The sequence below is a fragment of the Microbacterium luteolum genome, from assembly GCF_039533965.1.
Classification (GTDB): domain Bacteria; phylum Actinomycetota; class Actinomycetes; order Actinomycetales; family Microbacteriaceae; genus Microbacterium; species Microbacterium luteolum.
Map to the genome: position 1 here is coordinate 3,401,907 of NZ_BAAAUN010000001.1, position 25,519 is coordinate 3,427,425.

At 68.8% G+C, this 25,519-nt stretch carries 32 protein-coding genes and 1 pseudogene; 21 read left to right on the forward strand and 12 right to left on the reverse strand.

Annotated features, from left to right (window positions below):
- Positions 1–31: 31 nt before the first annotated feature.
- The 3 genes from ABD648_RS16395 (at position 32) to ABD648_RS16405 (ending at position 1,399) form a co-directional block, all read left to right on the forward strand.
- On the forward strand, positions 32–784 hold the full coding sequence (locus tag ABD648_RS16395; protein WP_344709530.1) for a hypothetical protein: 753 nt from the start codon (positions 32–34) through the stop codon (positions 782–784).
- Entirely contained in the window at positions 784–978 is a 195-nt protein-coding gene (locus ABD648_RS16400) for a hypothetical protein (RefSeq protein WP_282216030.1), read from the forward strand. The genes ABD648_RS16395 and ABD648_RS16400 overlap by 1 nt, the downstream gene beginning before the upstream one ends.
- Before the next feature lie 217 nt (positions 979–1,195).
- Complete coding sequence (locus ABD648_RS16405) at positions 1,196–1,399, forward strand: hypothetical protein (protein WP_282216031.1); 204 nt, start codon at positions 1,196–1,198, stop codon at positions 1,397–1,399.
- A gap of 54 nt (positions 1,400–1,453) precedes the next feature.
- Here ABD648_RS16405 and ABD648_RS16410 read toward each other — a convergent pair whose 3' ends face one another.
- The gene (locus tag ABD648_RS16410; RefSeq protein WP_282216032.1) at positions 1,454–1,759 is read right to left on the reverse strand and encodes an NIPSNAP family protein; all 306 of its coding nucleotides are present in this window, start codon (positions 1,757–1,759) and stop codon (positions 1,454–1,456) included.
- Positions 1,760–1,820: 61 nt separating this feature from the next.
- Here ABD648_RS16410 and ABD648_RS16415 point away from each other — a divergent pair, with 61 nt between their 5' ends.
- On the forward strand, positions 1,821–2,807 hold the full coding sequence (locus ABD648_RS16415; protein ID WP_282216033.1) for an aldo/keto reductase: 987 nt from the start codon (positions 1,821–1,823) through the stop codon (positions 2,805–2,807).
- Here the strand turns inward: ABD648_RS16415 and ABD648_RS16420 are convergent.
- The 3 genes from ABD648_RS16420 to ABD648_RS16430 are packed head-to-tail and all read right to left on the reverse strand — an operon-like array spanning position 2,795 to position 4,694.
- Complete coding sequence (locus tag ABD648_RS16420; protein ID WP_282216034.1) at positions 2,795–3,541, reverse strand: DUF2071 domain-containing protein; 747 nt, start codon at positions 3,539–3,541, stop codon at positions 2,795–2,797. The two genes, ABD648_RS16415 and ABD648_RS16420, sit on opposite strands and share 13 nt — an antisense overlap.
- Positions 3,542–3,586: 45 nt before the next feature.
- The gene (locus tag ABD648_RS16425; RefSeq protein ID WP_282216035.1) at positions 3,587–3,919 is read right to left on the reverse strand and encodes a DUF7882 family protein; all 333 of its coding nucleotides are present in this window, start codon (positions 3,917–3,919) and stop codon (positions 3,587–3,589) included.
- A gap of 58 nt (positions 3,920–3,977) precedes the next feature.
- A complete protein-coding gene (locus ABD648_RS16430; protein WP_282216036.1) occupies positions 3,978–4,694 on the reverse strand; it encodes a TetR/AcrR family transcriptional regulator C-terminal domain-containing protein in 717 nt (238 codons plus the stop codon).
- A gap of 103 nt (positions 4,695–4,797) precedes the next feature.
- Here ABD648_RS16430 and ABD648_RS16435 point away from each other — a divergent pair, with 103 nt between their 5' ends.
- Together ABD648_RS16435 and ABD648_RS16440 are read left to right on the forward strand one after the other, a co-directional pair.
- Positions 4,798–5,124 (forward strand): hypothetical protein, encoded by a 327-nt coding sequence (locus ABD648_RS16435; protein ID WP_282216037.1) that lies wholly within the window; start codon positions 4,798–4,800, stop codon positions 5,122–5,124.
- Positions 5,125–5,172: 48 nt separating this feature from the next.
- Positions 5,173–6,588: a dihydrolipoyl dehydrogenase family protein gene (locus ABD648_RS16440; protein ID WP_282216038.1), complete on the forward strand. Its 1,416-nt coding sequence runs from the start codon at positions 5,173–5,175 to the stop codon at positions 6,586–6,588.
- On the opposite strand, the gene ABD648_RS16445 is transcribed toward ABD648_RS16440, so the two are convergent.
- Positions 6,583–7,410 (reverse strand): MerR family transcriptional regulator, encoded by an 828-nt coding sequence (locus ABD648_RS16445; protein WP_282216039.1) that lies wholly within the window; start codon positions 7,408–7,410, stop codon positions 6,583–6,585. The genes ABD648_RS16440 and ABD648_RS16445 overlap by 6 nt on opposite strands.
- Before the next feature lie 59 nt (positions 7,411–7,469).
- A pseudogene (gene dinB, locus ABD648_RS16450) lies at positions 7,470–8,680 on the reverse strand (DNA polymerase IV).
- Positions 8,681–8,836: 156 nt separating this feature from the next.
- Between dinB and ABD648_RS16455 the strand changes: the two are divergent.
- The 6 genes from ABD648_RS16455 (at position 8,837) to ABD648_RS16480 (ending at position 14,196) form a co-directional block, all read left to right on the forward strand.
- Positions 8,837–10,555: an MDR family MFS transporter gene (locus ABD648_RS16455; protein ID WP_282216040.1), complete on the forward strand. Its 1,719-nt coding sequence runs from the start codon at positions 8,837–8,839 to the stop codon at positions 10,553–10,555.
- A gap of 1 nt (position 10,556) precedes the next feature.
- On the forward strand, positions 10,557–11,012 hold the full coding sequence (locus tag ABD648_RS16460; RefSeq protein ID WP_282216041.1) for a MarR family winged helix-turn-helix transcriptional regulator: 456 nt from the start codon (positions 10,557–10,559) through the stop codon (positions 11,010–11,012).
- Between the two features lie 147 nt (positions 11,013–11,159).
- Positions 11,160–11,885, forward strand: a complete 726-nt coding sequence (locus ABD648_RS16465) for an ABC transporter permease (protein ID WP_282216042.1) — start codon at positions 11,160–11,162, stop codon at positions 11,883–11,885.
- Positions 11,885–12,655 (forward strand): ABC transporter permease, encoded by a 771-nt coding sequence (locus ABD648_RS16470; protein ID WP_282216043.1) that lies wholly within the window; start codon positions 11,885–11,887, stop codon positions 12,653–12,655. The genes ABD648_RS16465 and ABD648_RS16470 overlap by 1 nt, the downstream gene beginning before the upstream one ends.
- Complete coding sequence (locus tag ABD648_RS16475; protein WP_282216044.1) at positions 12,652–13,599, forward strand: ABC transporter substrate-binding protein; 948 nt, start codon at positions 12,652–12,654, stop codon at positions 13,597–13,599. Before ABD648_RS16470 ends, ABD648_RS16475 begins: the two co-directional genes overlap by 4 nt.
- 87 nt (positions 13,600–13,686) lie before the next feature.
- Positions 13,687–14,196, forward strand: a complete 510-nt coding sequence (locus ABD648_RS16480; RefSeq protein ID WP_282216045.1) for a MarR family winged helix-turn-helix transcriptional regulator — start codon at positions 13,687–13,689, stop codon at positions 14,194–14,196.
- A 17-nt stretch (positions 14,197–14,213) separates the two neighbouring features.
- On the opposite strand, the gene ABD648_RS16485 is transcribed toward ABD648_RS16480, so the two are convergent.
- Positions 14,214–14,606, reverse strand: coding sequence for an ester cyclase (locus ABD648_RS16485; RefSeq protein WP_282216046.1), 393 nt, complete (start codon positions 14,604–14,606; stop codon positions 14,214–14,216).
- A 95-nt stretch (positions 14,607–14,701) separates the two neighbouring features.
- Here ABD648_RS16485 and ABD648_RS16490 point away from each other — a divergent pair, with 95 nt between their 5' ends.
- Positions 14,702–15,337, forward strand: a complete 636-nt coding sequence (locus ABD648_RS16490; protein ID WP_282216047.1) for a DUF1684 domain-containing protein — start codon at positions 14,702–14,704, stop codon at positions 15,335–15,337.
- A gap of 22 nt (positions 15,338–15,359) precedes the next feature.
- Here ABD648_RS16490 and ABD648_RS16495 read toward each other — a convergent pair whose 3' ends face one another.
- The 3 genes from ABD648_RS16495 to ABD648_RS16505 form a co-directional block, all read right to left on the reverse strand.
- Entirely contained in the window at positions 15,360–16,760 is a 1,401-nt protein-coding gene (locus tag ABD648_RS16495; RefSeq protein ID WP_282216048.1) for a threonine/serine exporter family protein, read from the reverse strand.
- 73 nt (positions 16,761–16,833) lie between these two features.
- Positions 16,834–17,760 carry an alpha/beta hydrolase gene (locus tag ABD648_RS16500; protein WP_282216049.1) on the reverse strand — a complete coding sequence of 309 codons (927 nt, stop codon included), beginning with the start codon at positions 17,758–17,760 and terminating at the stop codon, positions 16,834–16,836.
- 11 nt (positions 17,761–17,771) lie between these two features.
- Positions 17,772–18,602, reverse strand: a complete 831-nt coding sequence (locus ABD648_RS16505) for a zinc-ribbon domain-containing protein (RefSeq protein ID WP_282216050.1) — start codon at positions 18,600–18,602, stop codon at positions 17,772–17,774.
- An 88-nt stretch (positions 18,603–18,690) separates the two neighbouring features.
- Between ABD648_RS16505 and ABD648_RS16510 the strand changes: the two genes are divergently transcribed.
- Positions 18,691–19,494 carry a MerR family transcriptional regulator gene (locus ABD648_RS16510; protein ID WP_282216051.1) on the forward strand — a complete coding sequence of 268 codons (804 nt, stop codon included), beginning with the start codon at positions 18,691–18,693 and terminating at the stop codon, positions 19,492–19,494.
- Between the two features lie 55 nt (positions 19,495–19,549).
- Here ABD648_RS16510 and ABD648_RS16515 read toward each other — a convergent pair whose 3' ends face one another.
- Complete coding sequence (locus tag ABD648_RS16515; RefSeq protein WP_282216052.1) at positions 19,550–20,212, reverse strand: arsenate reductase/protein-tyrosine-phosphatase family protein; 663 nt, start codon at positions 20,210–20,212, stop codon at positions 19,550–19,552.
- Positions 20,213–20,327: 115 nt separating this feature from the next.
- Between ABD648_RS16515 and ABD648_RS16520 the strand changes: the two genes are divergently transcribed.
- Genes ABD648_RS16520 through ABD648_RS16550 form a run of 7 tightly spaced genes read left to right on the forward strand, consistent with a single transcriptional unit; the run spans position 20,328 to position 24,280 of the window.
- A complete protein-coding gene (locus ABD648_RS16520) occupies positions 20,328–20,588 on the forward strand; it encodes a DUF6458 family protein (protein WP_282216053.1) in 261 nt (86 codons plus the stop codon).
- Between the two features lie 3 nt (positions 20,589–20,591).
- Positions 20,592–21,728, forward strand: a complete 1,137-nt coding sequence (locus tag ABD648_RS16525; RefSeq protein WP_282216054.1) for a serine/threonine-protein kinase — start codon at positions 20,592–20,594, stop codon at positions 21,726–21,728.
- A complete protein-coding gene (locus tag ABD648_RS16530; protein ID WP_282216055.1) occupies positions 21,725–22,165 on the forward strand; it encodes a hypothetical protein in 441 nt (146 codons plus the stop codon). Before ABD648_RS16525 ends, ABD648_RS16530 begins: the two co-directional genes overlap by 4 nt.
- A gap of 9 nt (positions 22,166–22,174) precedes the next feature.
- A complete protein-coding gene (locus ABD648_RS16535) occupies positions 22,175–22,867 on the forward strand; it encodes a phosphatase PAP2 family protein (RefSeq protein ID WP_282216056.1) in 693 nt (230 codons plus the stop codon).
- On the forward strand, positions 22,854–23,663 hold the full coding sequence (locus tag ABD648_RS16540) for a DUF1206 domain-containing protein (RefSeq protein WP_282216057.1): 810 nt from the start codon (positions 22,854–22,856) through the stop codon (positions 23,661–23,663). The genes ABD648_RS16535 and ABD648_RS16540 overlap by 14 nt, the downstream gene beginning before the upstream one ends.
- 55 nt (positions 23,664–23,718) lie before the next feature.
- Positions 23,719–24,087: a hypothetical protein gene (locus ABD648_RS16545; protein ID WP_282216058.1), complete on the forward strand. Its 369-nt coding sequence runs from the start codon at positions 23,719–23,721 to the stop codon at positions 24,085–24,087.
- A gap of 52 nt (positions 24,088–24,139) precedes the next feature.
- Complete coding sequence (locus ABD648_RS16550; RefSeq protein WP_282216059.1) at positions 24,140–24,280, forward strand: hypothetical protein; 141 nt, start codon at positions 24,140–24,142, stop codon at positions 24,278–24,280.
- 22 nt (positions 24,281–24,302) lie between these two features.
- Here ABD648_RS16550 and ABD648_RS16555 read toward each other — a convergent pair whose 3' ends face one another.
- Positions 24,303–25,475 (reverse strand): iron-containing alcohol dehydrogenase, encoded by a 1,173-nt coding sequence (locus tag ABD648_RS16555; protein ID WP_282216060.1) that lies wholly within the window; start codon positions 25,473–25,475, stop codon positions 24,303–24,305.
- Positions 25,476–25,519: the final 44 nt, after the last annotated feature.

Genomic DNA, 25,519 nt, shown 5'->3' on the forward strand with positions numbered 1-25,519 from the left:
GATGCGGGGCTCCAGGACCGGAGGAATATTCATGAGAGTGCCAGGAAAGCTCGCCGTGCTGGCGGCGACCGTGGTCGTGGTCTGCGGTTTTGCGCAGGCATCGCCGGCGACGGCATCCGATGCCGTCGATGCTCGTGCGGTCGCCGTGCAGCAACCTGCGGATTCCGAAGCGACGGTGACGACTCAAGAACTCGGGTCTCGGATCGATCAGCTGGTGTCGGCCTATGACCAGGAGACGAAAACGTTCGACCCGAGCAAGGTGTCGGCAGAGATCTTGGCCAGCGATGAGGGCAGGGCTTTCGTCGCCGCAGTCTCGCTCTCGGAATCGGCCGAGACGACGTCCGAGCTCGAAGAGGCCTTCGTCGAGCTCCGCGATCAACTTCTCGCATCAGGCAGCCCGATGACGGTCGAGATCGACGGAAGCGCGGCCGCCATGAGCTTCTCGTTGACTCCGGGCGCGACGATCGCCTACCCGACCGGTCTGGTGTCCGGCGGCGACGGCACCGGCGGTATCCAGCCGCTCGTGACCGGCGGCGCGGATCCGTGGCCGTACATCCAGCTCACCAACGCCGAACAGCAGGCCATGGTGACAGGAGCGTCCGGGGCTCTGGTGGCGGCTATCTGCGCACTCCTCGCACCCACGACCGCAGGTGTCGGATGCGGTGTCGGCGCCGCCGTCATCGCGATGATCGTGGGTATCATCGTTGCGAACGGCGTCTGTGCCAACAATCGTGAGATGCGCATATACCCCCTGGCGGGGCCGACGGGATTCAGCTGCCAATGATGACGAAGAAGCGGATCAGCCCGGCAGTGTTCGCGACGATCGTCGTGGCGCCGATCGTGGTCCTCGAGCTCATCCTGCTGGCGACGGGCGTCTGGACCATGTCGGGGTCGATGATCTTCGTTCTCGTGATCAACGTCGTCTTCTGGTGCATGAACTATTTCATCTGGCGTCAAGCAGGTCGCGCTCGGACCTGACGCCGGGATGACCACGCTGGGCAGTCGGCCCCGACGAGAGAGCCTTTCTCGTCGGGGCCGTCTCTGTGGACGATGATCGCGTCGGGTTCATGGCCCTGGGGCTAGAGAAGGGCCAAATGTCTTGGTCGGTCGGCACGGCGGCCGAAAGCATGGATGCGGGCGTCGTCGTCGATGAGGCCCCGGCCGCATCTCCAGCGGCCCGATCGGAGAGAAGACGATGCCCCAGACCCTCACGCAGCGCTTGACCCTCGTTCTTCCCCTTGTCGGTGTCGCGTTGCTCCTGGCGTCGATGATCCTCCCCGAGCAGTTCGCCTTCGTCGCGTGGGGACTCGCGATGGTCGCCTTCGTCACCGCTCTCGCCTGCGCGATCATCGCACAACGGGAAAGTGCGTCCGAGCACCGCAGAGTCAGGTCGAGATGAGTCCCGTTCAGGTCGTGGAGCGCAACTCCCGCCAGGCGTCGACCGTCGGCAGGCTCAGTCGAAGACGGGGCTGAGGAAGCGGCGCTCGTAACGGCGGATGCACTGCGTCCTGCGCGCGAATTCGAACGCCTCCACGCACTCGGGGTCGGTCTTCGAGGCGTTCCGGTAGACCTCGTACTCGGCGAGCGAGGGGAACGTGAACAGTGCGAAGGCCTCGTCGCTGTCGCCCTCGCTCGGCAGGAAGTAGCCGTGGTGGGTTCCGCCGTGCTTCGCCACCAGTCGGATCCACGCGCGTCCGTACTCGGTGAAGTCGTCGAGCTTGTCGGGGTCGATCTCATAGCGCAGGTGAACGGTGATCATCCGATCATCCTCTCAGAGCGGTCATCGCTATCGTCTCCGATCCTGAATAGGCTCGTGAACCATGGATTACACGCAGCTGGGTCGCACGGGCACGTCGGTTTCGCGGATCGTGCTGGGCACGATGAACTTCGGGGACCGCACCTCGGAGGAGGAATCGTTCGCGATCATGGATCGTGCCCTCGAGCTGGGGGTGAACTTCTTCGACACGGCGAACGCCTACGGCGGGTCGGCGGGGCGCGGCGCGACCGAGGAGATCATCGGTCGGTGGTTCGCGGCTCGCCCCGGTGTGCGGGACGACATCGTCCTGGCGACCAAGGTGCATTCGCCGATGGTCGCCCCGACCGCGGAGGGCGACCGGCCCAACGCTCGTGGCGCATCCGCCTGGCAGGTGCGGCGGGAAGCCATCGGGTCGCTGCGCCGACTGCAGACCGACCGGATCGACCTGTACCAGTTCCACCACATCGACCGCCATATCTCCTGGCCGGAGCTGTGGCAGGCGATGGAGGTGCTCGTGGCTCGCGGCGAGGTGGTCTACACCGGCAGCTCGAATTTCGCGGCGTGGAACATCGCACAGGCGAACGAGATCGCGCAGCAGCGCCACTTCCTCGGCCTCGTGAGCGAGCAGTCGCTGTACAACCTGGCCCAGCGGTCCATCGAGCTCGAGGTCATTCCTGCGGCGCAGAACTACGGCCTCGGAATCCTCCCGTGGTCGCCGCTGTCGGGCGGGCTGCTGAGCGGCGGATCATCGGATGCCAACGCCCGATCGAACACGGGGCGGGCGGCAGAGATGCGTGCCCAGCACCGCGACCAGTTCGATGCGTACGAGCTCTTCGCGAAGGAGCGCGGCTGGGCTCCTTCGGCGCTCGGCCTTGCCTGGCTGCTTCACCAGCCCGGAGTCACCGGACCGATCATCGGCCCTCGCACGGTCGCGCAGCTCGAGTCCGCGGTGTCGGCGCTCGAGATCACGCTCAGCGCAGAGGATCTGCGCGGACTCGACGAGATTTTCCCCGGCCCCGGTGGACAGGCCCCTGAGGCCTACGCCTGGTAGGACGTCCGAAGCACGGCGTCCGTGCGATCCCGCCCGGGACGCCGCGCATCGGACAGGATCAGCGGCAGGTCGCGCATCACGACGACGCTGTCGAACACCGCGGACCCTCGGGGGAGAGCATCGAAGAACGACGACCGGAGGCGGTGCAGGCGTGCAGGCTCGACCTTCCACTCCTCCGACGCGAGGGTGACCGGTTCGACGGTGCGTCGGTCGTGCGCCAGCGACCATCCGACTCGACCGGCGCGATAGAAGTCCGACGCCTCGTCAATCGACGCGAAGACGCCGCTCGACCATTCACCACCCACTTCGACATCGGCATCGATGCTGTGTCCGTCGGCCGACATCGCGACGGCGTAGCGCCCGCTCGCCTCCTTGATGCGGAACCGCGCCTTTCTGTGCACGCCGGGGAAGAGCCGTCCACCGAAGAGAACCGGATGCCATGCGGAAGTGTGCCGCTCGAACACGAAGACTCCACGAGCGCGGCCATCAGGACCGTCCCACTCGACCGCCATGCGATGGGCGGCGTTCTCAGAGCGAAGGCCCCACCGTCGCAGAGACCATAGAGGACGGATCGATTCCAGCCCGAGGACGCAGATGCCGGCGATCGCCGATCCGTCGATGACCTGCGGGCGGAAGCCATCCGGCAGCAGCGCGGCAGCCACCGCGGGATCGAGGCGATAACTGATGAGAAGCCGCCTGCGGAGCTGTGCTCGGACGCCACGGATGATCGTCATTTCGCGAATTTAGCATTATAGCTAAATTACTACAAGCATCGCCGCTCAGGTCGGGACGTCGACGCGACCTGCGGCGCTCTGCTCCGCGGGCTCGGGCACCAAATACAGGCCGCTCGGCGCGTTCGCGGTGAAGGCGAGAGCCTCGATCCACTCCCGGTTGATCGCCGGCTGCCGGCTGCCGCTGTACTTGAAGACGAGGGAGCTCCGCGCGTGCACCCAGACAGTCGTGCGCCCGCCGCCGACGCTCAGGTCTTCGCGCCAGGTGAAGTTGAACGGCTCCGCTCGTCGGAGTTTGGCGGTCATGACCAGCTGAAGGTGGGTCAGTGCGCGGTCCTCGATCTCGGTCTTGACGCTGCCCTCGTAGATGAATCGCCCCATCGTGCGTATCGGCTCCTGCTTCGTAGGCTTACACCGTAAGTGTGATGACAGTGTAAGCCTACTGCGAGAGTTCCCCGCTGAGACGATCGAGCAGGCTCTCGAGCGAGGCCTCGAACTCCTCGTCGCTGCGGTCCTCGCTCAGCAGGGGTCGCAGCCGCACGATCTGTGCGTCATCGTCCACGTCCTCCTGCCCGTCGCCCTCCGGGACGTCGGCGCCGCCCTCGTCGAGCGGCTCATCGAGCGGACTGATCTCGGCGCCCCGCACAGCGGCCTCGAGCAGCAGCTGACCGAGGAGGAAGCTGCTGAAGGACCGATAGGTGTCGACGGCCTGCTGGTCGGAGAACCCCTGGTCGATCAGCGTGCTCAGGAACAGCTCGACCACCTCGACGCTGCGCAGCGGTGGCCGCAGCCACGGTGCCGCCGGGTGGCGCGTGGCGATGAGGGGGAACGCCCTCGGATGATCGATCGCGATCTGCCGCACCCGATGCGCCACCGTCTGCAGGAAGCCCTGCCAGTGGTCGTTCAGCTCGTCATCGAGGCTCGCCGTGAGGTCGTCCATCAACAGGGCGACGACGCCCTCCAGCAGATCCTCTCGGCCGTGCACGTATCGGTACAGGGACATCGCCTCGACGCCCAGCTCCTGCGCCAGTGAGCGCATCGACAGGATCGACGCCCCGTCGCGGTCGATCTGCGCGAGAGCCGTCGTGACGATCAGATCCCGGTTGAGACGCCCGGCCGACGATCGCCGCTTCGTGTCCTGTGAACGTTCCGGCATGCGCCAACGCTACTCGCCTGGGCGCTCCTGGCGCTGTCTACCAGCAGTTCCGCGCCCCGGCAAGGGGCGCGGGATTCGGCCGTCGATGCCGTAGAACAGCCTCATGCAGTTGATCATGTACGGCGGCGAAGAGTTCCTCACAGGCGATGAGATCGCCGATGCCCTGCTGGCCTACGGCCGCGCGCTGGGCGACGAAGAACGTGCGGAGATCATCGAGATCCCGGTTCGCGAGGACGACGGATCCGTCGTCTCGGCGAAGTTCCTGATCGGCCCGGCGAGTCAGATCGTGTCGAAGACCGTCCACGATCGGGGGCCGGAACTGCAGGACGACGCGCTGGTGGGTCGTCTGAAGGATCTCACGCGGGGCGTGGAGTCTCCGACGGGCCCGCTGCTGGAGATCTCCGGCGAGAACGCGTACGACGCCGACTGACTGTTCGTCCCCGAGGTCGCGACGGTCCTCCCGCGATACTCTCGGCGCATGGCAGAGTTCGAAGAGCACTACGACGTCGCCGTGATCGGAGCGGGGCCGGCCGGCACGGCCGCGGCGCTGCGGGCATCCGAGCTGGGAGCGAGCGTCGTCGTGCTGGAGGCCGGGCGCACCGGTGGGACTTGCGTGAACACGGGCTGCGTGCCCACCCGCGTGCTGGCCAAGACCGCGCGTCTCATCCGCGAGTCACGCCATGCCGACGACTACGGCGTGCGCGCCGGCGCTCCCGAGATCGACTGGGCCACCACGGTGGAGCGGGTCCACGAACGCGTCGACCGGGTGCGTTCGATCAAGCGGGAGGCGGAGCGCTTCGCCGCGGCCGGAGTCGACCTGATCCACGAAGGTCGTGCACGCTTCGCCGACGATCACACCCTCGTGCTCGACAGCGGTCGTCGCCTCACCGCCGGCTCGATCCTCATCTGCGTCGGCGGACACTCGAAACGGCTGCCGGTTCCGGGCGCCGAGCTCGCCACCGTGCCGGAAGACGTCCTGTCGCTCCCGACTCTGCCGCGCCGGGTCGCGGTGATCGGCGCGGGCAATACGGGCGCGCAGCTCGTCACGGTCTTCTCGTCCTTCGGCTCCGAGGTGACCCTCCTCGATGTGGCTCCGCGGGTGCTGATGGCCTCGGATGCCGCGATCGCCGCGACCGTCAGCGCCGCGTTCGCCGAGCAGGGCGTTGACGTGCGCACCGGGATCGAGACGGTCGCGGGTCTGGAGCGAACGGACGACGGCGCCATCCGGCTCACGTGGCGAGAGGCGGGGGAGCAGAGTGCGTCGACCTTCGACGCGGTCATCATGGCGACGGGATGGCCCGCCGACGTCGAGGATCTCGGCCTCGAGAACGCCGGCATCGCGATCGAACGATCCTCGATCCCCGCCGACCGCTACTTCCGCACCGTCGTGCCGCACATCTTCGCGGTCGGCGACGCGAACGGACGCGACATGCTCGTACAGGCAGCCCAGTTCGAGGGCGAGGCCGCAGCGGAGAACGCGGTGCTGGGCGCGAACCGGCGCACGCCGCACCACCTGCTGCCGGCCGGCGGATTCACCGACCCGGATTACGCCGGAGTCGGGCTCACCGAGGAGCAGGCGAGAGAGCGCGACACCGATTGCGTCGTCGTCACGGTTCCCTACGCGAACCTGGAGCGCGCGGTGATCGACGACCGTGAGGTCGGCTTCCTGAAGCTCATCGCCGATCGACGTCGCCAGCTCATCCTCGGCGCCCACGCGGTCGGAGAGAACGCGATCGAGGTCATCCAGTCGGTCACCACGGCGATGGCGGCCGGCGTCGACGTGTCGACGCTCGCCGGCGTCCGGTTCGCGTATCCGACGTACAGCGCGATCATCGGACTGGCCGCGCGCGCGGTGCTCGCCGAGCGGGATCCTCGTTCCGCCACGACGTCATGACGCAGGGGCGAGCTCGATCGGAACCTGAAGCTCCGTGACCCAGCCGTCGCCCGGGACATGGCCGGGGGCCTCGAGGTAGACCTCCCGGCACGGACCGATCATCGAGTACCCGTCCGCGACGATCCGCGTCATGAGCGCGCCCCACGACTCGTGGATGCTCGTCATGTCGCCGCGATGGCGGAGCCGTGCCATCATCGGAGCGGCCGGGAGTCGCACGACTTCGTACCCGTTGCCCGGCACCGGCACCGGTTCCGCGGTGTAGGAGATATGCACATCGATGTCATCCGACTCTTCGCGGGGGACGTACCAGAAGATACCCGGTTCGATCAGCGGGCGGCCGGCGGCCTCGAGAGCGTCGTCCAGCCGCGGGATCAGGTCCCCGATGACCTGGCCGACGGCCTCGGACCCGCCGCCGACAGCCACGGCCTCGGTGGCATAGACGGTGACCGCTTCGGACGCGGCGTACTCGACGGCGTCCGTGGGTTCCCGTCCCGTCTCGCTGAGCTGTCGGTCGAGTCGCTGCAGCCGCGCCGCGTCGGCGTCGAGGGAGGCCACAAGCTCCGCGCGACGCTCCCGCAGGACCGCGCGCAGTGATCGCTCCGGATCATCCGACGCCAGGACGCGGCCGATGGCCGGCAGGCCGATCCCGAGGTCCCGCAGGGTCGCTATGCGGTAGAGGTCGGGCAGCTGCCGGGCCGCGTACTGCCGGCGTCCTGTCTGGTCGTCGGTGTGGGCAGGTGTCAGCAGTCCGATGGCGTCATAGTGGCGCAGCATCCGCGGACTGATGCGTCCGAATGCGGCGAACTCTCCGATGGTGTACATGATTGGCCAGTCTTCCTCTTGACACTGTGTGAGGAGCAAGTCTCACTTCCGCGCGCGGATCATTCGTGCTCCGGCAGCAGCGGCGTGGACCAGCCCGGATCACGACCGAGTTGCGCGGCGCGGGCGACCGACGCCGCGCCGTAGCGATCGCGGACCGCGTCGATCACCGTGTCGAGGCGCTCCCCGTCGTCGCTGAATCCGAGCTCGTCGAGGGGAAGCTCCGGCTGCACCCTGTCGGCATGGTCGAGCTGCGAGAGGGAGATGCCGATGAGGGTGATGCCGCGCTCGGCGATCTCGGGCCGCGCCGCGACGAGCAGCATCCGGGCAACGGTGAGCAGTCTGGCACTGCGGTCGGTCGGGGCGCCGAGTGAGCGCGATCGGGTCGCCTTCGCGAAGTCGCCGAAGCGCAGGCGCAGCACGACGGTGCGGCACACGCGGTCGCCGTCGCGGAGGCGCCGGCCGAGTCGATCGACGATCTGCGTGAGGATGAGGTCGAGCTCCTCGGCCGATCGCGGGCGGCTGCCGAGGGCGCGCTGCGAGCCGATGGAGCCGCGGCGCCGCGTCGTGTCGACGGGGCGCGGATCTCGCAGCCGCGCCAGCGCGTGCACGTGGGCACCGGTCGCCTTGCCGAGAAGCCGCTGGGCCGCGGACGCCTCGAGCTCCGCGAGCTGACCGACGGTGCGGATGCCGAGCCTGTGCAGCTTCTCGGCCGTCACGGCGCCGACGCCCCACAGTCGCTCGACCGGCAGGGGGAGCAGGAACTCCTCCTCGTGGTCGGGCTCGACCACGAGGAGGCCGTCGGGTTTGCTGACGGCGCTGGCGACCTTCGCCAGGAACTTGGTCCTCGCGACACCGACGGAGATGGCCAGACCGACCTCGGTGCGCACGCGCTCCCGCAGCCGCATCGCGATCTGCTCGGGTGCGCCCGCGATGCGCCGGAGTCCGCCGACCTCGAGGAACGCCTCGTCGATGGAGAGCCCCTCGACCAGCGGGGTCGTGTCGCGGAAGATCGCGAACACGTCTCTGCTCGCCGCGGAGTACGCGTCCATCCTCGGCGGGACGACGACGGCATCCGGGCGCAGAGCCGAAGCGCCTGCCGGCCGCCCATCGCGGTGCGCACGCCGCGGGCCTTGGCCTCGTAGCTCGCGGCCAGGACGACTCCGCCCCCGACGATCACCGGCTTCCCGCGCAGCGCCGGTGCGTCCCGTTGCTCGACCGAGGCGTAGAAGGCGTCGAGATCGGCATGCAGCACGGTGGCTTCGTCCCGCATCGCGTCTCCTGTCGACGGGAAGATCGTCGCATGCACCGGGGACATCGGATCTTCCGCTCCGTGCACGATCGTTGCTCCAGGTCGATAGTTGCGCTTACGCAACCAAAAGGGGTATAGTTGACCCTTGTCAACTTTCAACACAGGAGCATTCACCCCGTGACTAACGCCTCACCTTCCTCCGCGACCGAGGCCGTGCGCTCACCGCGCGAGGTCTTCACCGCGATCTCCGGCCTCGTCGTCGGCATGTTCGTCGCCGTGCTCTCGGGCACCGTGGTGTCGACTTCGATGCCGGTCATCATCGCCGACCTCGGCGGCACGCAGTCCCAGTACACCTGGGTCATCACCGCGAGCCTGCTGGCGACCGCCGTCTCGACGCCCATCTGGGGCAAGCTCGCCGACCTGGTCGACCGCAAGATCCTCGTCCAGATCTCCCTGATCCTCTTCACCGTCGGCACCGTGATCGCCGGCTTCTCGACCGACACGAACATGCTGATCGCCGTGCGCGTCGTCCAGGGCATCGGCGTCGGCGGCCTGATGTCGCTGGTCATGATCGCCGTCGCGCTCATCATCTCCCCGCGCGAACGCGGCAAGTACATGGGCGTCGTCGGCGGCATCATGGCCCTCGGCACCATCGGTGGCCCGCTGCTCGGCGGCCTCCTCACCGATGTCTGGGGCTGGCGCTCCAACTTCTTCGTCGGCGTGCCGTTCGCGATCCTCGCCCTCGTGCTGCTGCAGTTCACGCTGCACCTGCCGAAGCCCCAGCGCGACACCAAGGTCTCGATCGACTACTTCGGTATCGTCCTCCTCGCCGTCGGCGTCTCCACCCTCCTCATCTGGGTGTCGATGGGCGGCAGCCAGTTCGACTGGGACTCCTCGACGAGCATCATGCTCGCCGTGACCGCCGGCGTCGCGATCGCCGCGTTCATCACGGTCGAGTTCTTCGTCAAGGAGCCGATCGTGCCGATGTCGCTCTTCCGCAACCGCACCTTCACGCTCTCGGTCATCGCATCGATCGCCATCGGTGTCTCGATGTTCGCGACGTCCGTGTTCCTCGCGCAGTACTTCCAGCTCGCCCGCGGCGCCACGCCGACGGAGTCGGGTCTGATGACCATCCCGATGATCATCGGCCAGATGGGTGCGTCGATCATCATCGGCCAGCTCGTGAGCCGCTTCGGCAAGTGGAAGGGCTGGATGCTGACCGGGTCGGTCCTGACGACGATCGGCGTCAGCCTGATGGCGACGCTGCGCTACGACACCCCGTTCCCGCTGGTGGCCGTCTACATGTTCGTCCTCGGCGCCGGTCTCGGCATGGTCATGCAGAACCTCACGCTCATCGTGCAGAACGACACCGCCCCGCAGCAGCTGGGCGCAGCATCCTCGAACGTCAACTTCTTCCGCACCATCGCCGGCACCATCGGCGTCACCGTGATGGGCTCGCTCCTGTCGACCAGCGTCGCGAGCTACATCACCGACGGCCTCGACGGCTTCGTGCCGACCACGCCGGATGAAGTCGGCGCGCTGGAGCACCTCGCGTCGGGCGACGTCCCGAAGGTCGGGCAGCTCCCCGACACGATCCGCGCGATCGTCGAGGGCGCCTACGGCCACGGCATCGCGGATGCGTTCATCATCGCGATCCCGCTCGCCGTGATCGCCATCATCGCGATCGCGTTCATCAAGAACAAGCCGCTCTCGACGAAGAACGCCGCAGAGCAGCTTCGCGACCAGGCCGAGGAATCGGTGATCGAGGTCGCCGAAGCCGAGGTGGGCGCATCGCTCTCGACCGGGACCATCCGGATCGCGAGCGCCGAGTCCGCGTCGCCGACCACCGGATCGGTGACCGTGCTCGAGCGCGAGGACCCGGAGCCGAGGCGCTGACATGGTCACCACGGAAGCGGCGACGTCTCAGGACGTGGACAGCGCTCTCGGCGACCTCCAGACGCATCTGAACCTCATCTTCGCGAGGACCCGGACGCTCTGGAAGGAGTCGGCGGCACGCATCGACCCCGAACTGCAGGTGGGCGGCTACAAGCTGCTGACGTTCATCGAGCGGGCCGACACCGCGAACGCACACGAGCTCGCCGAGCGCTTCGAGATGGACAAGTCCGTGATCAGCCGCCAGGTGCGGATGTTGGAGGATCTCGGTCTGATCGAATCCCGCCCGGACGAGCGCGACGGGCGGCTGCGGATCCTGACGGCGACGCCGTCGGCCCGCGCCGCCCTCGCCGAGCTGCGCCGCGACCACGCCACACGCCTGCGCACGGTCGTGGCGGGGCTGACGCAGGACGAGATCGACGCCGCCTCCAAGGTCTTCCGACTGCTCGCGGAGGTCTGACCGGAGTCCGGATCGGAGCCCCGCCGTCACGTCGACGGCGGGGCTTCCTCATGACGTCCGGGCTTGGTGAACGAGCGCTTCTGTGGTTCAGTCGAGTGTCTTGTCTGCTCGATTCGGCAGTCCAAGGCCGAACAGAACGGTGCTTCTGTGAACTGGATCGCCTCGAACATCGCCTTGATCATCGATCTCACGATGAATCACGTTCGACTGGCGATCCTTCCCATCATCCTCGGCTTCGTGATCGCCGTGCCGCTGGGCTGGGTGGCCAGCCGCAACCGCGTCGCCCGAACCTTCATCATCACCACCGGCAGCCTGCTCTACACGATCCCCTCGCTGCCGCTGTTCGTCATCCTGCCGGTCATCCTCGGCACCCGGATCCTCGATGACACGAACCTGGTGGTCGCGCTCACGATCTACGCGGTCGCGATCATGCTGCGTTCGGCGACGGACGCCTTCGGATCCGTCGATCGATCGGTCATCGATGCGGCGGAGGCGATCGGCTTCTCCCGAGCAGGTCGGTTCTGGCGCGTCGAGTTCCCGCTCGCGGGTCCGGTGCTGATCGCCGGTCTCCGCGTCGTCTCCGTGTCGACCATCGCTCTCGTCTCGGTGGGCGTGATCATCGGCTCCGAGAACCTCGGCTACCTGTTCCAGAACGGCAAGCAGCGCGGCATCCTCGAGGAGGTCGTCGTCGGGATCGTCATGAGCCTCCTCATCGCCCTTGTCTTCGACCTGATCCTGGTGGCACTCGGGCGGGTCCTGATGCCCTGGAGCCGGGCGTCCGGTGTACGTACCCCGCGAGGCACTGCTACCGGCAGCGATACCGGCAGCGACAGCGCCCGTCGGGTCCTGGCATCCCCGGGACAGGGGGTCTGATGGACTTCCTCCGGAACGCCATCGCCTGGATCTTCGATCCGGCCAACTGGGTGCCGGGCTCGCAGAGTCCTCTGCCCATCGGCGACCGGCTCGTCGAGCACCTCGTCTACTCGGGCGTCTCACTCGCTATCGCGATGGTCATCGCCCTCCCGCTCGGCTTCTTCATCGGGCACACCGGACGCGGCCGCCAGTTCGTGATCGGCTTCACCGGTGCCATGCGCGCTCTTCCGACACTCGGACTGCTCTTCTTCCTCACCATGGTGCTGCGCGCCGGTCTCACCACCACGCCCGCCGTTCTCATCGGCTCGATCGTCGCATTCGTGCTGCTGGCGATTCCGTCGATCCTCGCCGGCGCCTACGCCGGGCTCGAGAGCGTCGGCCGTGAATCGATCGACGCGGCGCGATCGATCGGGATGACGGAGCTGCAGATCCTGTTCAAGGTCGAGATCCCGCTCGGACTGCCGGTGATCATCGGCGGCATCCGGTCGGCCGCGCTGCAGGTCATCGCGACGGTGACGATCGCCTCGTACGTCGGACTCGGGGGCCTCGGGCGCATCATCTCCTCCGGCATCGGCCTGAACGACTACACCGTGATCCTCGGCGGTGCGCTGCTGGTGACCGTCCTGGCGCTGAGCGTCGACGGTCTCTTCGCGCTTCTCCAGCGTCTCACCAGAACTCCGGGACGCACGTCCCGTTCTCTCCGCAGTTCGCCGCGAAACCGATCGGATGCCGCCGCGCCTCCGGTCATCGACGAAAGGATCCCCGCATGACCTCCCGAACCTCCAAGACCTGGTTGACCGCCTGCCTGCTCGCCGTCAGCACCACCGTCGCACTCGCCGGATGCGCGACCACCGACCCGACGTCGCCCAGTGGCGAGTCGGCGAAGGGCGACGCCGTCGTGGTGGGGTCCTTCGCCTTCCCCGAGAGCGAGATCCTCGGCGAGATCTATGCGCAGGCGCTCGAGGCCGAAGGCTTCGACGTGTCGACCAAGTTCAACATCGGTCCCCGACAGCAGACGATTCCGGCTCTGCAGGACGGCTCGATCAACCTCATCCCCGAGTACAACGGCAATCTGCTGGCCTACTACGACACGGACTACGCGGAGCGGACGACCGAGGACGTCGACGCCGCGCTGCCGGATGCGGTGGCGGCCGATGACCTGCAGGTGCTCGACTCGGCCGAGGCGGAGGACAAGGACGCCTATGTCGTCACGAAGAAGACCGCCGAGGACAACGACCTGAAATCGATCGGCGACCTGAAGGCGCTGGAGCCCTTCTCGCTCGCCTCGAACCCGCAGTTCGGCGAACTCGGCTACGGCATCCCGGGGCTGCGCGACGTCTACGGTGTGGGCGTGGAAGCGGGCCAGGTCACCTTCGTCCCGTACGAGGACTTCGGCGGACCCGACACGGTTCAGGCGCTCGTCGACGGCACGGTGCAGGTCGCGGACATCTACACGACCTCGCCGGCCATCACCGCCGAGGACCTCGTCGTGCTCGAGGATCCCGAGAACATGATCTCGGCGCAGAACATCATCCCGCTGCTCTCGAAGGACATCTACTCCGACAAGCTCGCAGAGGTGCTCGACGCCATCTCGGCGAAGCTCACGACCGAGGACCTGATCGAGCTCCGCAACCGCGTCGAGGGCGACGAGAAGGCTTCGGCCGCGGATGCGGCTCAGGAGTGGCTCACCGCCGCAGGCCTCCTCAAGAAGTGATGCCGGAGGTCTTCCGACCTCTCTCGCACGCACGAACGAAGCCTCGCCGTCACTGTGACGGCGAGGCTTCGCCGTAAGCTGGCGACCATGAGCGCCTCGACCGACGAACCCGCCCGCACGGGCGCGCCCGCCGCCGCGCCCGAAGGTGCGGGAAGCGCCGAATCCGCGAGCACCGAGCTCGATCAGGCGATCTCGCGCGTCGAGCACGAGCTGGGGCGACTCTTCGCCCGCATCCGCGTGAGCTGGCGCGAGGCCGCGACGACCGTGCATCCCGATCTGCAGCCGCTCGGGTATCAGGTGCTCACCTCGATCGCGTCGGGCAAGGCGACGTCTGCGGGCGCGATCATCGAGCGCCTGCAGACCGACAAGTCGGCCGTGAGCCGGCAGGTTCGTCAGCTCGAGGAGCTGGGGCTGGTGGAGAGCGTCCGCGACCCGGACGACCGTCGGGCGCGCGTGCTCGTCGCGACCGAGCTCGCCCAGGAGCGCGTGGCCCTGGCCCGCTCCCGGTACGAGGCACGACTGGGGGAGAGGCTGCGCCGCTGGTCGGCAGACGACCTCGACCACTTCACCGAGTTGCTCGCCGCGTTCGGCGACTGATCCGGGGCCTCGACCCGTCAGGCTTCGAGCTGCGCTCGTATCCGCAGGTGCGGTTCCGAGTCCGCGTGCTCCACGATGCGCCCGCCCACGATGCGGTAGATGCCGAACTCGGCGACGTTCACGTGCCGACGGGTCGCTGACAGCCCGTGGAAGACCCCGGAGTGCGTGCCGCTGCCGCGCAGGTGAGCGGCGATCCGATCATCCTCGATCACGAGCTGGATGCGCCGCCACCGCCAGTCGGGGAACGCATGGAACAGGTCGGCCATGTCGTCGATCCACGCGTCCACGCCGCCGGGAAGGTGCGCACGTCGCACCTGCGGATCGACGAACTCCCGGAGGGCATCCAGATCGTGCGCGTTGCAGACGTCCAGGTACTCGGCGAACCACTCCCTCGTCTGCCACGGCTCCACCTCTCCATTATCCGGGTGCTTCTCTCGAAGCGGCGCGGCCGACGAGAGGGACCCGGAGACGGCCGCATACTCGCGCGCGGCGTAGCCTGAACCTCATGACGCTCGAGAAAGCCCGCACCGCCGCCGAGGTCGTCGACTGGCGCCGCCGGGTCTTCGCCCTGTACGCCGCCATCCGCGACGCCGAGTCCCCGGAGGACGCGCACGAGCTCTGGCGGATCGAGCGCGACGAACTGCTGCTCCATCATCCGGCGACCCCGCTCCTGTCGGAGGATCGGCTCCTGTTCGACGGGCTGCCGATCGCCTCGTACGACCCGCAGTGGCGCTTCGAGCTGCCGATCCTCCCCGCCGAGCCCGGCGGCTTCGAGTTCGCGACCGGCACCGACGGCGTCGTGCCGTTCGAGCGGATCGGCATGGTCGAGATCCCCGACACCGGGACGCTCGACATCTGGCGTCTGACCTCGTACGCCGGCGGACTCTTCATCCCGGTGCGCGACGCGCTCGCCGTACGCCCCGGCGGGACGTACGGCGGGGGACGCTACCTGATCGACACCGTCAAGGGCGCCGACCTCGGCTCGGACGCGGAGCGCGGCACGATCGTCCTCGACTTCAACTTCGCGTACAACCCGTCGTGCGCCTACGACCCCGCGTGGGCCTGCCCCCTCGCCCAGCCGGGCAATGTGCTCTCCGTCGCGGTCCCGGTCGGCGAGATGTACGCCGGCACGGCGGGCTGACGCCCGCGGGCGGCGGCATCCGTCACCGGCGCGTCCGCGCTCGCGCCTTGCTCACGCTCCCGAGCGTCGCGCGCACCGGGGTGCCGAGGTAGAGCCCGAGCGAGGCGCCCGAGGCGAGACCGACCCCGATCACGGCCGCGTAGATCAGGGAGCTGCCGGCCACGACGACATCCGACGCCGAACCGCCGGTGTGGACCATCTCGAGCAGACCCTGGAACACCGCCACACCCGGGACGAGCGGCACGATCGCCGCGGTCGTCACCGCCACAGACGGCACGTGCAGGTTGTGCGCGATCATCACTCCGACGAAGCTCGCGAGCAGGGCGCCGAGGGCGCTCGCCGCGGCGGGATGCAGCTGTACCGCGGACGCGAGCGTGTAGCCCGCGATCGTGATGGCGCTGAGCAGGGCGCTCACGAGGATGATCCGGATACCGGCGCCGTTGAAGACCGCCACCGCGACCGCGATGATGATCGCGCCCGCGAACACGCCGAGCAGCGGGCCGAAGGGAGCAGGGTCGTCGGGAAGGTCCATCGTGAACCCCAGCACGCTGCCGAGTTCCAGGCCCACCAGGATGCCGATCACGACGCCGAGCGTCTGCATCGTGAGGTCGAGGATGCGTCCGCCCGCGGTGAGGGCGAAGCCGTCGATCGCATCCTGCGCCGCTCCGACCACGGTGAGGCCGGCAAGCATGAGCACGATGCCGGACGCCACGATGATCGACGGACGGATGCCGACGAACGGCTCGATGCCCGCGGCGCCCAGCGCCGACACGGCCACGGCCACGACCGTCGTGACGAAGCCCCCGGCGATCTGGTTGAAGAACAGCGGCACCTGCAGTCGGGAGAGCCCGGCCTGGGTGATCGCCGCGGCCAGAGCCGCGATGAAGGTGAGGCCGACGATGATCGGCGACGCGCCGAGGAGGATGCTGACGCCGACCGCGAGCATCGCGCGGGCGACCACGACGATCGGCTGCTGATAGCGGAACGGCATCCGGCGGATCGCGCGGAACGCGGTGCGGGCCGACTCCAGATCGAGTCCGCCGCGGATGTCGGAGACCAGAGCCTGCACCCGCTGGAGCTTGGCGTGATCGGGTGCCGCCACGCGCACCACGCGCACCAGGGTCTCCGGCCAGACCTCGCCGCTGAGGTGGAAGGAGACCGTGATCGAGTTGTACGTGACGTCGACCTGCACGCCGCGAAGTCCGTAGGCGTCGCAGACCCGCATGATGGCGAGCGTGACCTCGTGCGCGGAGGCCCCGATCGCGAACATGGACTCGCCGATGCGGGTCGAGAGGTCGAGGACCTTCGGCACCGTGCGCTCGTCGATCACGGGCATGACCTCGGTGGCGGCGACGCTCGCGGGGTCGGTGTGCACGAGCCTGCGCGCGGCGGCGAGCAGACGTCGAGGGGACTTCGGGGACATGTCTCCATTCTCCTGGGTCGGTCGAGCGGTCGGTCGAGCGCTCGCCGTCGGGTCGAGCGTGCGCGTGGTGCTGTCAGCCGAGAGCGGCCCCGAGTGCCGCGGCCTGGGCGCGCCAGAATTCCCGTGAGACGCCCCGGCGGGACATGACGATGTCGAACCCGTGGAAGGCGCCGTCCACGACGACGAGCTCGCACGGCACGCCTGCCTCGCGCAGACGTTCCGCGTAGCGCACGTCCTCGTCGTGGAAGAGGTCGTTCGTGCCCACGCCGATCCAGGCGGGCGGCAGTCCGCCGAGGTCGGCGCGACGCGCGGGAGCGGCGTAGTCGGAGACCGCGTCCGCTCTTCCCGGCTCATGACCGAGGTACGCGCCCCAGGCGTATCGGTTGCTGCGCGGCGTCCATACGCGCACCCCTCGGGTGTCGTGGTCGGTACGGGTGACCGTCCGGTCGTCGATCATCGGATAGACCAGGAGCTGGAACGCGGGGAGCGGACCTCCGGAATCCCGGGCGAGGAGCGTCGCTCCCGCGGCCAGGCCGCCGCCGGCGCTCGCGCCGCCGATCGCGATGCGTTCAGGATCGATGCCTCGCTCGGTCGCATGATCCACCAGCCAGTGGAAGGCCGTGTGGACGTCGTCGAGGGCGGCGGGCGCCGGATGCGCGGGGGCGAGCCGGTACTCCACCGACGCGACGGTGATGCCCAGCGTGCGGGCGAACGCGATGTTGCTCTTCTCGTCGCTCAGCCGGTTCCCGGTGATCATCCCGCCGCCGTGGATCCAGAGGAGCGCCGCTGTCGTGCCGACGGCCGTGCGAGGTCGATAGACCCGCATCTCGATCTCCGGTGCCCCCGCCGGTCCGGGGATGATCAGGTCGTCGACGATCAGATCCTCGGGGCCGGGGCGTGGTCGGGGCCGGCTCCGGTTGGCCAGGGCCGTCGTCCGCGGTCCGAAGAAGAACGGAGGGATGAAGCGGGCGATCCGCAGATCCGGGTGGAAGGAGGCCATAGCCGATCATCTCAACGCAGGTACGCGTCGACCATCAGCGCGCCGCGGATGTCGCGCAGCCTGTCGATCAGCAGCGCGACGCCGCGCGCGCCGACCGACGATGTCTGCAGGTCGTGCGGACCGAGCGGCTCGAGCTTCCCGGTGCGCACGCGCACGACCTCCCACCCGGCGCTCCGCACCGCGCGATCCTTCCGGCGGTCGGTCTCCTCTCGCTTGCCGACATGCTCGAGGCCGTGTCGCCCCACCGTGTCGTACTCGATCGCGATGCGCAGCTCGGGGAGCAGGATGTCGGGCCAGACCTCGGTGTGACGGAAGAACGGGCGCGTCACCTTGATCGCGTTGACCTCGCCGGTGAAGACCAGACGCTCGGTGAGCGCCGCGCGGAGCTTCGCCTCGGCGGCCGACGCCGGCTTCGGTGCGCATGCGCTGAGGAAGGCCGTGCCCTTCGGGAGATCCGGGGTCTTCGTGCAGACGGCGGGCGCCGGCATCCGCGGTCGTGCGGGAATCGCGCGTGCCTCGCCGAGCACGACGGGCTGCGGACGGGCGAGAGCCGAGCACTCCGGGCACCACGCCGAGCGTCGGCGGACCCGGCCCGGTCGCTCGCGCTGCTCGGTCGGGGTCGCCGCGAACCGATGGCCGACCGCGCACTCCCAGCAGAGCAGCACGTCGGCAGCCAGCGGCACCTGCGAGAGGGCGACGCCGTGATTCAGCTCGGGGTGATACTGCCGGATCAGTTCGGGGTACGCGGCCCACCCGGTGCGGAAGGCGCCCACCTCATAGGGCACGGCGGTGCCGCGCGAGAACTGTCTCCTCGCCCACCACTGCTGCACTGGCTCCGGCACACGGCGACGATAACCGGGCCGACCGACATCGCGATCGTTTCGTGGAGATACTTGACTCTGACACTGTGGAAGGCGGGAGAACAGAGACATGTTATCCATCGGAGCCTTCGCGCAGATCGGTCAGGTGACCCATCGGATGCTGCGGCATTGGGACACCGCCGGCCTGCTCGTTCCCGCTCACGTGGACGAGTTCAGCGGCTACCGCTCGTACGACCCTCGGCAACTGGAGCGTCTGCACCGGATCGTCGCCCTGCGTCAGCTCGGCTTCGGTCTCGACGACATCTCCTCGATCCTCGATCAGGGTGTCGATGCGGATCGCATCGCCGCGCTGCTGCGGATCCGGCGTGCCGAGGTGGAGCAGGAGCACCGGATCGCCGCTGCACGACTCGTCGACGTCGAGAGGCGGCTCCACCTCATCGAGAGAGAGAATCACATGTCCCGGATCGAGATCATCGAGAAGCCCCTGCCCGCTGTCCGCCTTGCGGCGATCCGCACGGTCGTCGCGGATCAGCCCGAAGTCGCCGGCGTCGTGGGGCCGGCTTTCGACGCCATCGCCGAGATCATCGGAGGTGAGAGCGGCGCGCTCGCGACGCCGATCGCGCAGTACGGATCGATCGACGACGGTCTGGAGGTCGTCGTCGGCTACGAGTACGGTGGGCCGGTCCAGGACGGCTTCGAGATCATCGAGCTCCCCGCTGCCGAAGCAGCCGTCTGCGGCATCCACCTGGGGTCGATGGAGCGTATCGCCGAGAGCTGGCACGCGATCCACAGCGAGACCCTCGCCCGCGACCTCGAGCTCGCGGGTCCCTGCCGGGAGCTGTACGTGCGGGCGATCTCGGAGGACCAGTCCGACTGGGTGACCGAGCTGCAGCAGCCCGTGCGTCGCGCCTAGACGCGGAGGAGCCGGCGCGACCGCGCATCATCATCGGATCGGACGAGATGCGCGGTCAGGCGGGGGCGAGACGGGCGACGAACCCGCGGATGCGTCGGTGCAGGGCCTCCAGGGCGGCGTCGAATGCGGCGGCCGTCCCGATCCGCGCGGGGTCGCGGATCGACCAGTGCAGGTCGTCGCGGGTCAGGAGCCGCTCGTGCGCGTCGTCGCAGACGGTGATCACCAGGTCGCCCACGGCCCGGACGTCGTCGATGTGGCGGGGCGGGCGACGTTCGTCGATCGCCAGGCCGTGCCGCTCGGCCGAGGCCACGGCGCCGGGGTTCACGGCATCCGCTGGTCGGGTTCCGGCGGATGCGACCGGGATGGTGCTCATGTCCTTCCAGACGACCTCGGCGAGCTGCGATCGAGCGGAGTTCGCGGTGCAGACGAACACGACGCGCTCCGGGGGCGGCACGCTGGCGGGAGCGAGGGTGTCGAAGACCTCGGGCCGCAGACCGATGTAGCTGCGGCGCTGATCGAACTCCGAGCGCGCACGCGCGATGATCTGGGCCGACTCGAGCACGCCGAGGTGATGGGCGACCAGATTGGAGCGGAGTCCGAGCTGCGCGCCGATCTCGGACGAGGAGAGGTCGCCGAGAGTGAGGAGATCGACCATGCGCAGGCGCGTCTGATCGGCGAGTGCGGCGAAGATGCCGGCGCGGCGCGTGAGATCAGTCATCGCCTTCATCCATACCATGGGCGCGAGGCTGTGTCCATGAGGGTTGACTCAATGGCGATTGACCCTATTCTCGTACTGCGCATCGCACGTGCGGTCGCAGAGAGGTATGGCAATCATGGGAATCGGAAGCGGAATCGCGCTCTTCGTCATCGGCATCATCCTCGCGTTCGCGGTCAACATCGACACGGGCGGGTTCGTCGACCTCGACCTGATCGGCTACATCCTCATGGGCGCCGGCGTCGTGGTGTTCCTCATCAGCCTCATCCTGACGATGCGGAGCCGTCGCACGGAGACGGTCGCACGGACGTCGGTCGACCCCGTCAGCGGCGAGCAGGTCACCCGACGGAGCCGTCGCGACAACGATCCCGTCGTCTGAGTCGTGGCGTCGCCTCGCCCCGGTGACCTGACCGGCCACCTCCTCGGCGATCGGTACGAACTCGCGACCCGACTGGGAGAGGGCGGGATGGGCGTGGTCTATCGCGGCCACGACACCATGCTGCGCCGTGACGTCGCCGTCAAGGTGTTCCGTGACGGAACCACCGAGATCGCGCGGACCGCCTCCGAATCGCAGCTGCTCGCCGCGCTCAACCACCCGTCCCTCGTGACCCTCTACGACGCTCATCTGGGCGCGGAGGAGCCGAGGTATCTGGTGATGGAATACGTCGAGGGACCTACACTCGACGAGCGGCTGCGCCGGGGACCGCTGCCGGAGGCGGCGGTGTCGCGCCTCGCCGAGGATCTCGCCGACGCGCTCGACGCCGTGCACCGGGCGGGCATCGTGCACCGAGACGTCAAACCAGCGAATGTCCTCCTGCGTTCGCCCGGGGTGTCGGGGGAGGAGTTCTCCGCCAAGCTCGCGGACTTCGGGATCGCGTATCTGGTCGATGCCACGCGGCTGACGACGCCCGGAACGATCATCGGGTCCGCGGCGTATCTGAGCCCGGAGCAGGTCACCGGGGCGGATCCGCGGGCTTCGACGGATGTCTACTCGCTCGGCCTCGTGCTGCTCGAAGCGCTCACCGGACGACGGGCGTTCGCCCAGAACGACCTGCGGGAGGCCGTGCTCGCACGCCTCTCGCAGGATCCGGTCATCCCGTCTGAGATCGGCCACGAGTGGGGCGCTCTGCTCGCGGCCATGACCGCCCGGGATCCCGCCGACCGTCCCACCGCCCGGGAGGTCGTCACCGGGGCGCGGAACCTGCGTGCGGGAAGGGCAGCCGCCGTCGTCTCGTCGGCCACCGTGGCGCTGCCGTCCGAATCCGGGGCGACCCGCACGGCTGTGTTGCCATCGGAGACCGCCGTGCTTCCGCCGGACACCGCCGTCGACGGGACACCGCGACGATGGCGACGATGGCTGGCCGTCTCGGCGCTGGCCGCTTTCGTCGTCGCCGGCGTGATCACGGGGATCTCGATCGGGGGAGTGGGCGATGAGCCCGCCTCTCCGCCGGCGCTTCCCGCGCTCGAGGAGCCGCTCGCTGCGCACCTGCAGCAGTTGATGGACGCGGTGTCGCCGTGAGCCGCCGTCTTCGCCTCGGTTGCGCGGCCGTCATCCTCGCCACCCTCCTCGCGGTCGCCGGATGCTCGGCCACCGCGTCGGAGCTCGACACGCAGACGAGTGGGGAGTGGCAGTCGCGCGTGCTGGCGATCGCCGAGAGCGCCGAAGCCGGTGACATCCCGGCGGCTCTGCTCGAACTCGATGCCCTCCAGGCCGAGACGGCCCAGGCACGCACCGACGGGGAGATCAGTGCCGAGCGAGCGGCGATCATCCAGCAGTCGATCGAGGTCGTCCGATCGGATCTCGAAGCCGACGTCGCCGTCACGCCCGCGCCCGAGGAGACCGCCACCGACGACACCACGGACACGGATTCCGACAAGGGCGACAAAGGCAAGAGCGAGAACAAGAGCGACAACGGCAAGAAGAACGACGACAACGGCAAGGACGAAGATGACTGAGGACGCCGCGTGAACCGAACCCGCGTCTCTGGTCCGCGGGCCCGCGCCGTCGCACTCGTCGTCGGTGTGTCGGCCACCGTCGCCTTCGTCGTGCTCCGCGTCTTCGTCGCGGCGGGCGGCCACGAGCCGTTGGATGTCGACATCCACTGGCACGATCTGATGGCCGCGTCGCGCAGCGACGTCGGCGTCGTCATCGCGTGGGTGCCGGCGATCGTCGGTGGAACGGTCGGCATGATCGTCGTCGGCGCCCTCCTCATCGCGCTGTTCCTGTGGCGACGACGGCGAGCGGATGCCGTGACCCTGGCGATCGCCATGATCGTGGTCGTCGCGGTCGGCGCGACGATGGCCGCCGTCATCGGACGCACGCGACCGGCCGACTCACTCGCGGAGCGCATGGCCACATCGTTCCCGTCCGGCCACACGGCCGTCGCGACGACCGTGGTCGTGATCCTCGCCCTCGCGCTCCGACGCTGGTACGTCTGGCTGCTCGGCGCCGGGTGGGTGCTCACGATGATGTGGAGCCGCACCTACCTCAACGCCCACTGGCTCAGCGACGTCGTCGCAGGCATGCTCGAGGGCGTCGCCGTGGCCGCGCTCGTCTGGATCGCCGCCGAATCGGTGCGGGATCGCCGTGCCCTGCATCTCGCCGAGGGCTCCATCGCACCACCGATCGAAGGACCTCGACCTCATGAACTCCACTGATTCCGCCGCATCCGCGGCTCGGACCGCGCAGGACTCCACCGTCTTCCGGACCCTGGCCAGGGTCGGCTACGTCGTCCTCGGCATTCTCCATCTCCTGATCGGCGGGATCGCGATCTCGATCGCCACCGGCGGCGGCGGTGAGGCGGATCAGGGCGGTGCGATGCAGCAGATCCAGCGGAGTCCGGCGGGCGTCGTCCTGCTGTGGATCATCGTGCTGGGGCTGGTGGCGCTCGCGATCTGGCAGATCGCCGAGGCCGTCCTCGACCGCGACCCCGACGCGAAGAAGAAGTGGGGCCATCGGATCAAGTTCCTCGGCACGGCGGCCGCGTACGTCGCGATCGCCGGGACCGCGCTCGTGTACGCGCTGGGCGGCCAGTCGCAGTCGTCCGACTCCTCGCAGTCGTTCAGCGCCCGACTGCTGGCGGCACCGGCGGGGGTCGCGCTGCTCGTGCTGGTGGGGCTGATCGTCGTCGCTGTCGGCGGCGCTTTCGTCGTGCGTGGCATCACGCGCGCGTTCACGAAGCACCTCGAGCTCCCCACGGGCGCGGCCCGCAAGGGCATCATCTCGTTCGGCGTCGTGGGCTACATCGCGAAGGGCATCGCCGTCGGAGTCGCCGGCATCCTGTTCGTGGTCGCCGCGCTCACGCACGATCCGGAGACGGCCGGAGGTCTGGATGCTGCGCTGCGCGCGCTGGCGGGGCTCCCGTTCGGCGTCATCATCCTCTGGACGGTCGGTGCCGGACTCGTCCTCTACGGCCTGTTCTGCTTCGCTCGGGCCCGATACGCGAGGATGTGAGGCAGAAGGCTCGACTCCCAGGTGCCCATGCAGGTGCCCCGGCTACCCTCGGGGCATGCGCCGTCTCGTCGTCCTCCCCCTTCTGCTCGCCGCCGGTCTTCTCGCGGGATGCTCGCAGGTGACCCAGTTCGCCGGAGACGTCGTCGGCGTCCCGGTCGAGGAGACCTGCACGACGATCGATGACGCCTACGCCCAGTACCAGTCGGTGATCGATCAGGGCGGTGCCACGGAGGAGCAGCTCGATGCGGCGCGCGACGATCTCGTGGCGACGCTCGACGGACTCGCCGACGACGTCGACGGGCAGCTGGGCGATCTCATCCGCTCCGGCGCGCAGCAGCTCGGCGAGGTGACCGATCTGCAGGCGCCGGAGACCGTCGAGGCGATCGAGCAGCTGAAGGAGTCGGCCTCGGCATTCTGCGGCTGAGCCCGGTCCTGCTCACCGCCCCTGGTCTCTCGACCGGTCATAGGGTGGAGGCATGAGCGCGCGTGCCGTGGATCCTCGGGTCTGTCCCACCTGCGGCGATGCCCTGACGTTCGAGATCCTCGACGACGAGCGATTCCTCGTCGTGTGGTCGTGCGTCGAATGCGGTCTGGTCCGCGCCACCGAACCGGTGTGACCGCGTCGGGGTGAGGCGGGCGTCAGCGCGCGTCGCCGCGGAAGATCGCTCGATAGAGGTCCTCGATGTCTGAGGCGGCCGGCACCCGGGGGTTGTTCCCCGGGGAGCCCGAGGCGAGCGCCTGCTCTGCCATGGTCGGAACGAGTGCCTCCCAGTCGTCGCGAGCGATCCCGAACCGCTCGGGCGTCGGCACTGCGAGTTCGTCGGCGAGGGCGCGCAGTTCCCTGACGAGCGCCGCCGCGGCATCCGCGTCCGAGACGCTGTCATCCGCAACGCCGAGAGCGCGCGCGCAGTCCGCGTAGCGGTCGTCCGCGGCGCTGAGCGAGAACTCCGTGACGGCGGCGAACAGCATCGCATTCGACATGCCGTGACTGATGTGGAAGTGGGCGCCCAGCGGGCGACTCATGCCGTGCACGAGAGCGACGCTCGAGTTCGAGAAGGCGATCCCGGCCAGCGTGGCCGCCTCCATCATCTCGCCACGAGCGCGATGGTCGGCGCCATCGCGGTAGGCGGTGCGCAGGCTCCTGCCGATGATCGTGATCGCGCGGAGCGCGACGGCATCCGAGAAGGCGTTGTGACGTGAACTCACGTACGCCTCGACGGCGTGCGTGAGCGCAACGATCCCCGTGTCGGCGGTGAGTCGTGGCGGCATGCTCATCGTCAGCTCGTAGTCGACGATCCCGGCGACCGGCAGGTACGACGGGCCAGCGCACAGCATCTTCTCGCCGGTGTCGCTGTCGGTGATCACGGTGAACCGCGTCGCTTCGGAGCCGGTGCCGGCCGTGGTGGGGATGGCGACGACCGGCAGCGCGGGGCCGTCGTAGCTGAACGGAGCCTTGAGATCGCGCAGCGGGCCGCCACGGACCGCGAGCACCGCGAGCGCCTTGGCCGTGTCGATCGGACTGCCGCCGCCCAGGCCGACGAGGACATCCGCACGGTGGGAGGTCACCGCAGCGAGACCGTCTTCGAGCGAGACGGTCGTCGGGTCGGGCACGACACCTGAGAAGAGGGCGGGGTGCAGGCCTGCCTCTTCCAGCAGGGCGACCACGCGGGCCGCCGTGCCGGTGCTCGTGAGGAACGCGTCGGTGACGATCAGGGGTCGCTCGGCGTTGCGCAGGCGCAGCACGTCCGGCAGCTGCGAGAGGGAGCCCCCGCCGATACGGAGGTCGGCGGGGACGGCGACGTGGAATGTCATGGAGGGCTTCTTCCTTGGTTCGGGTGCCGTGGTCTCGGTCGACG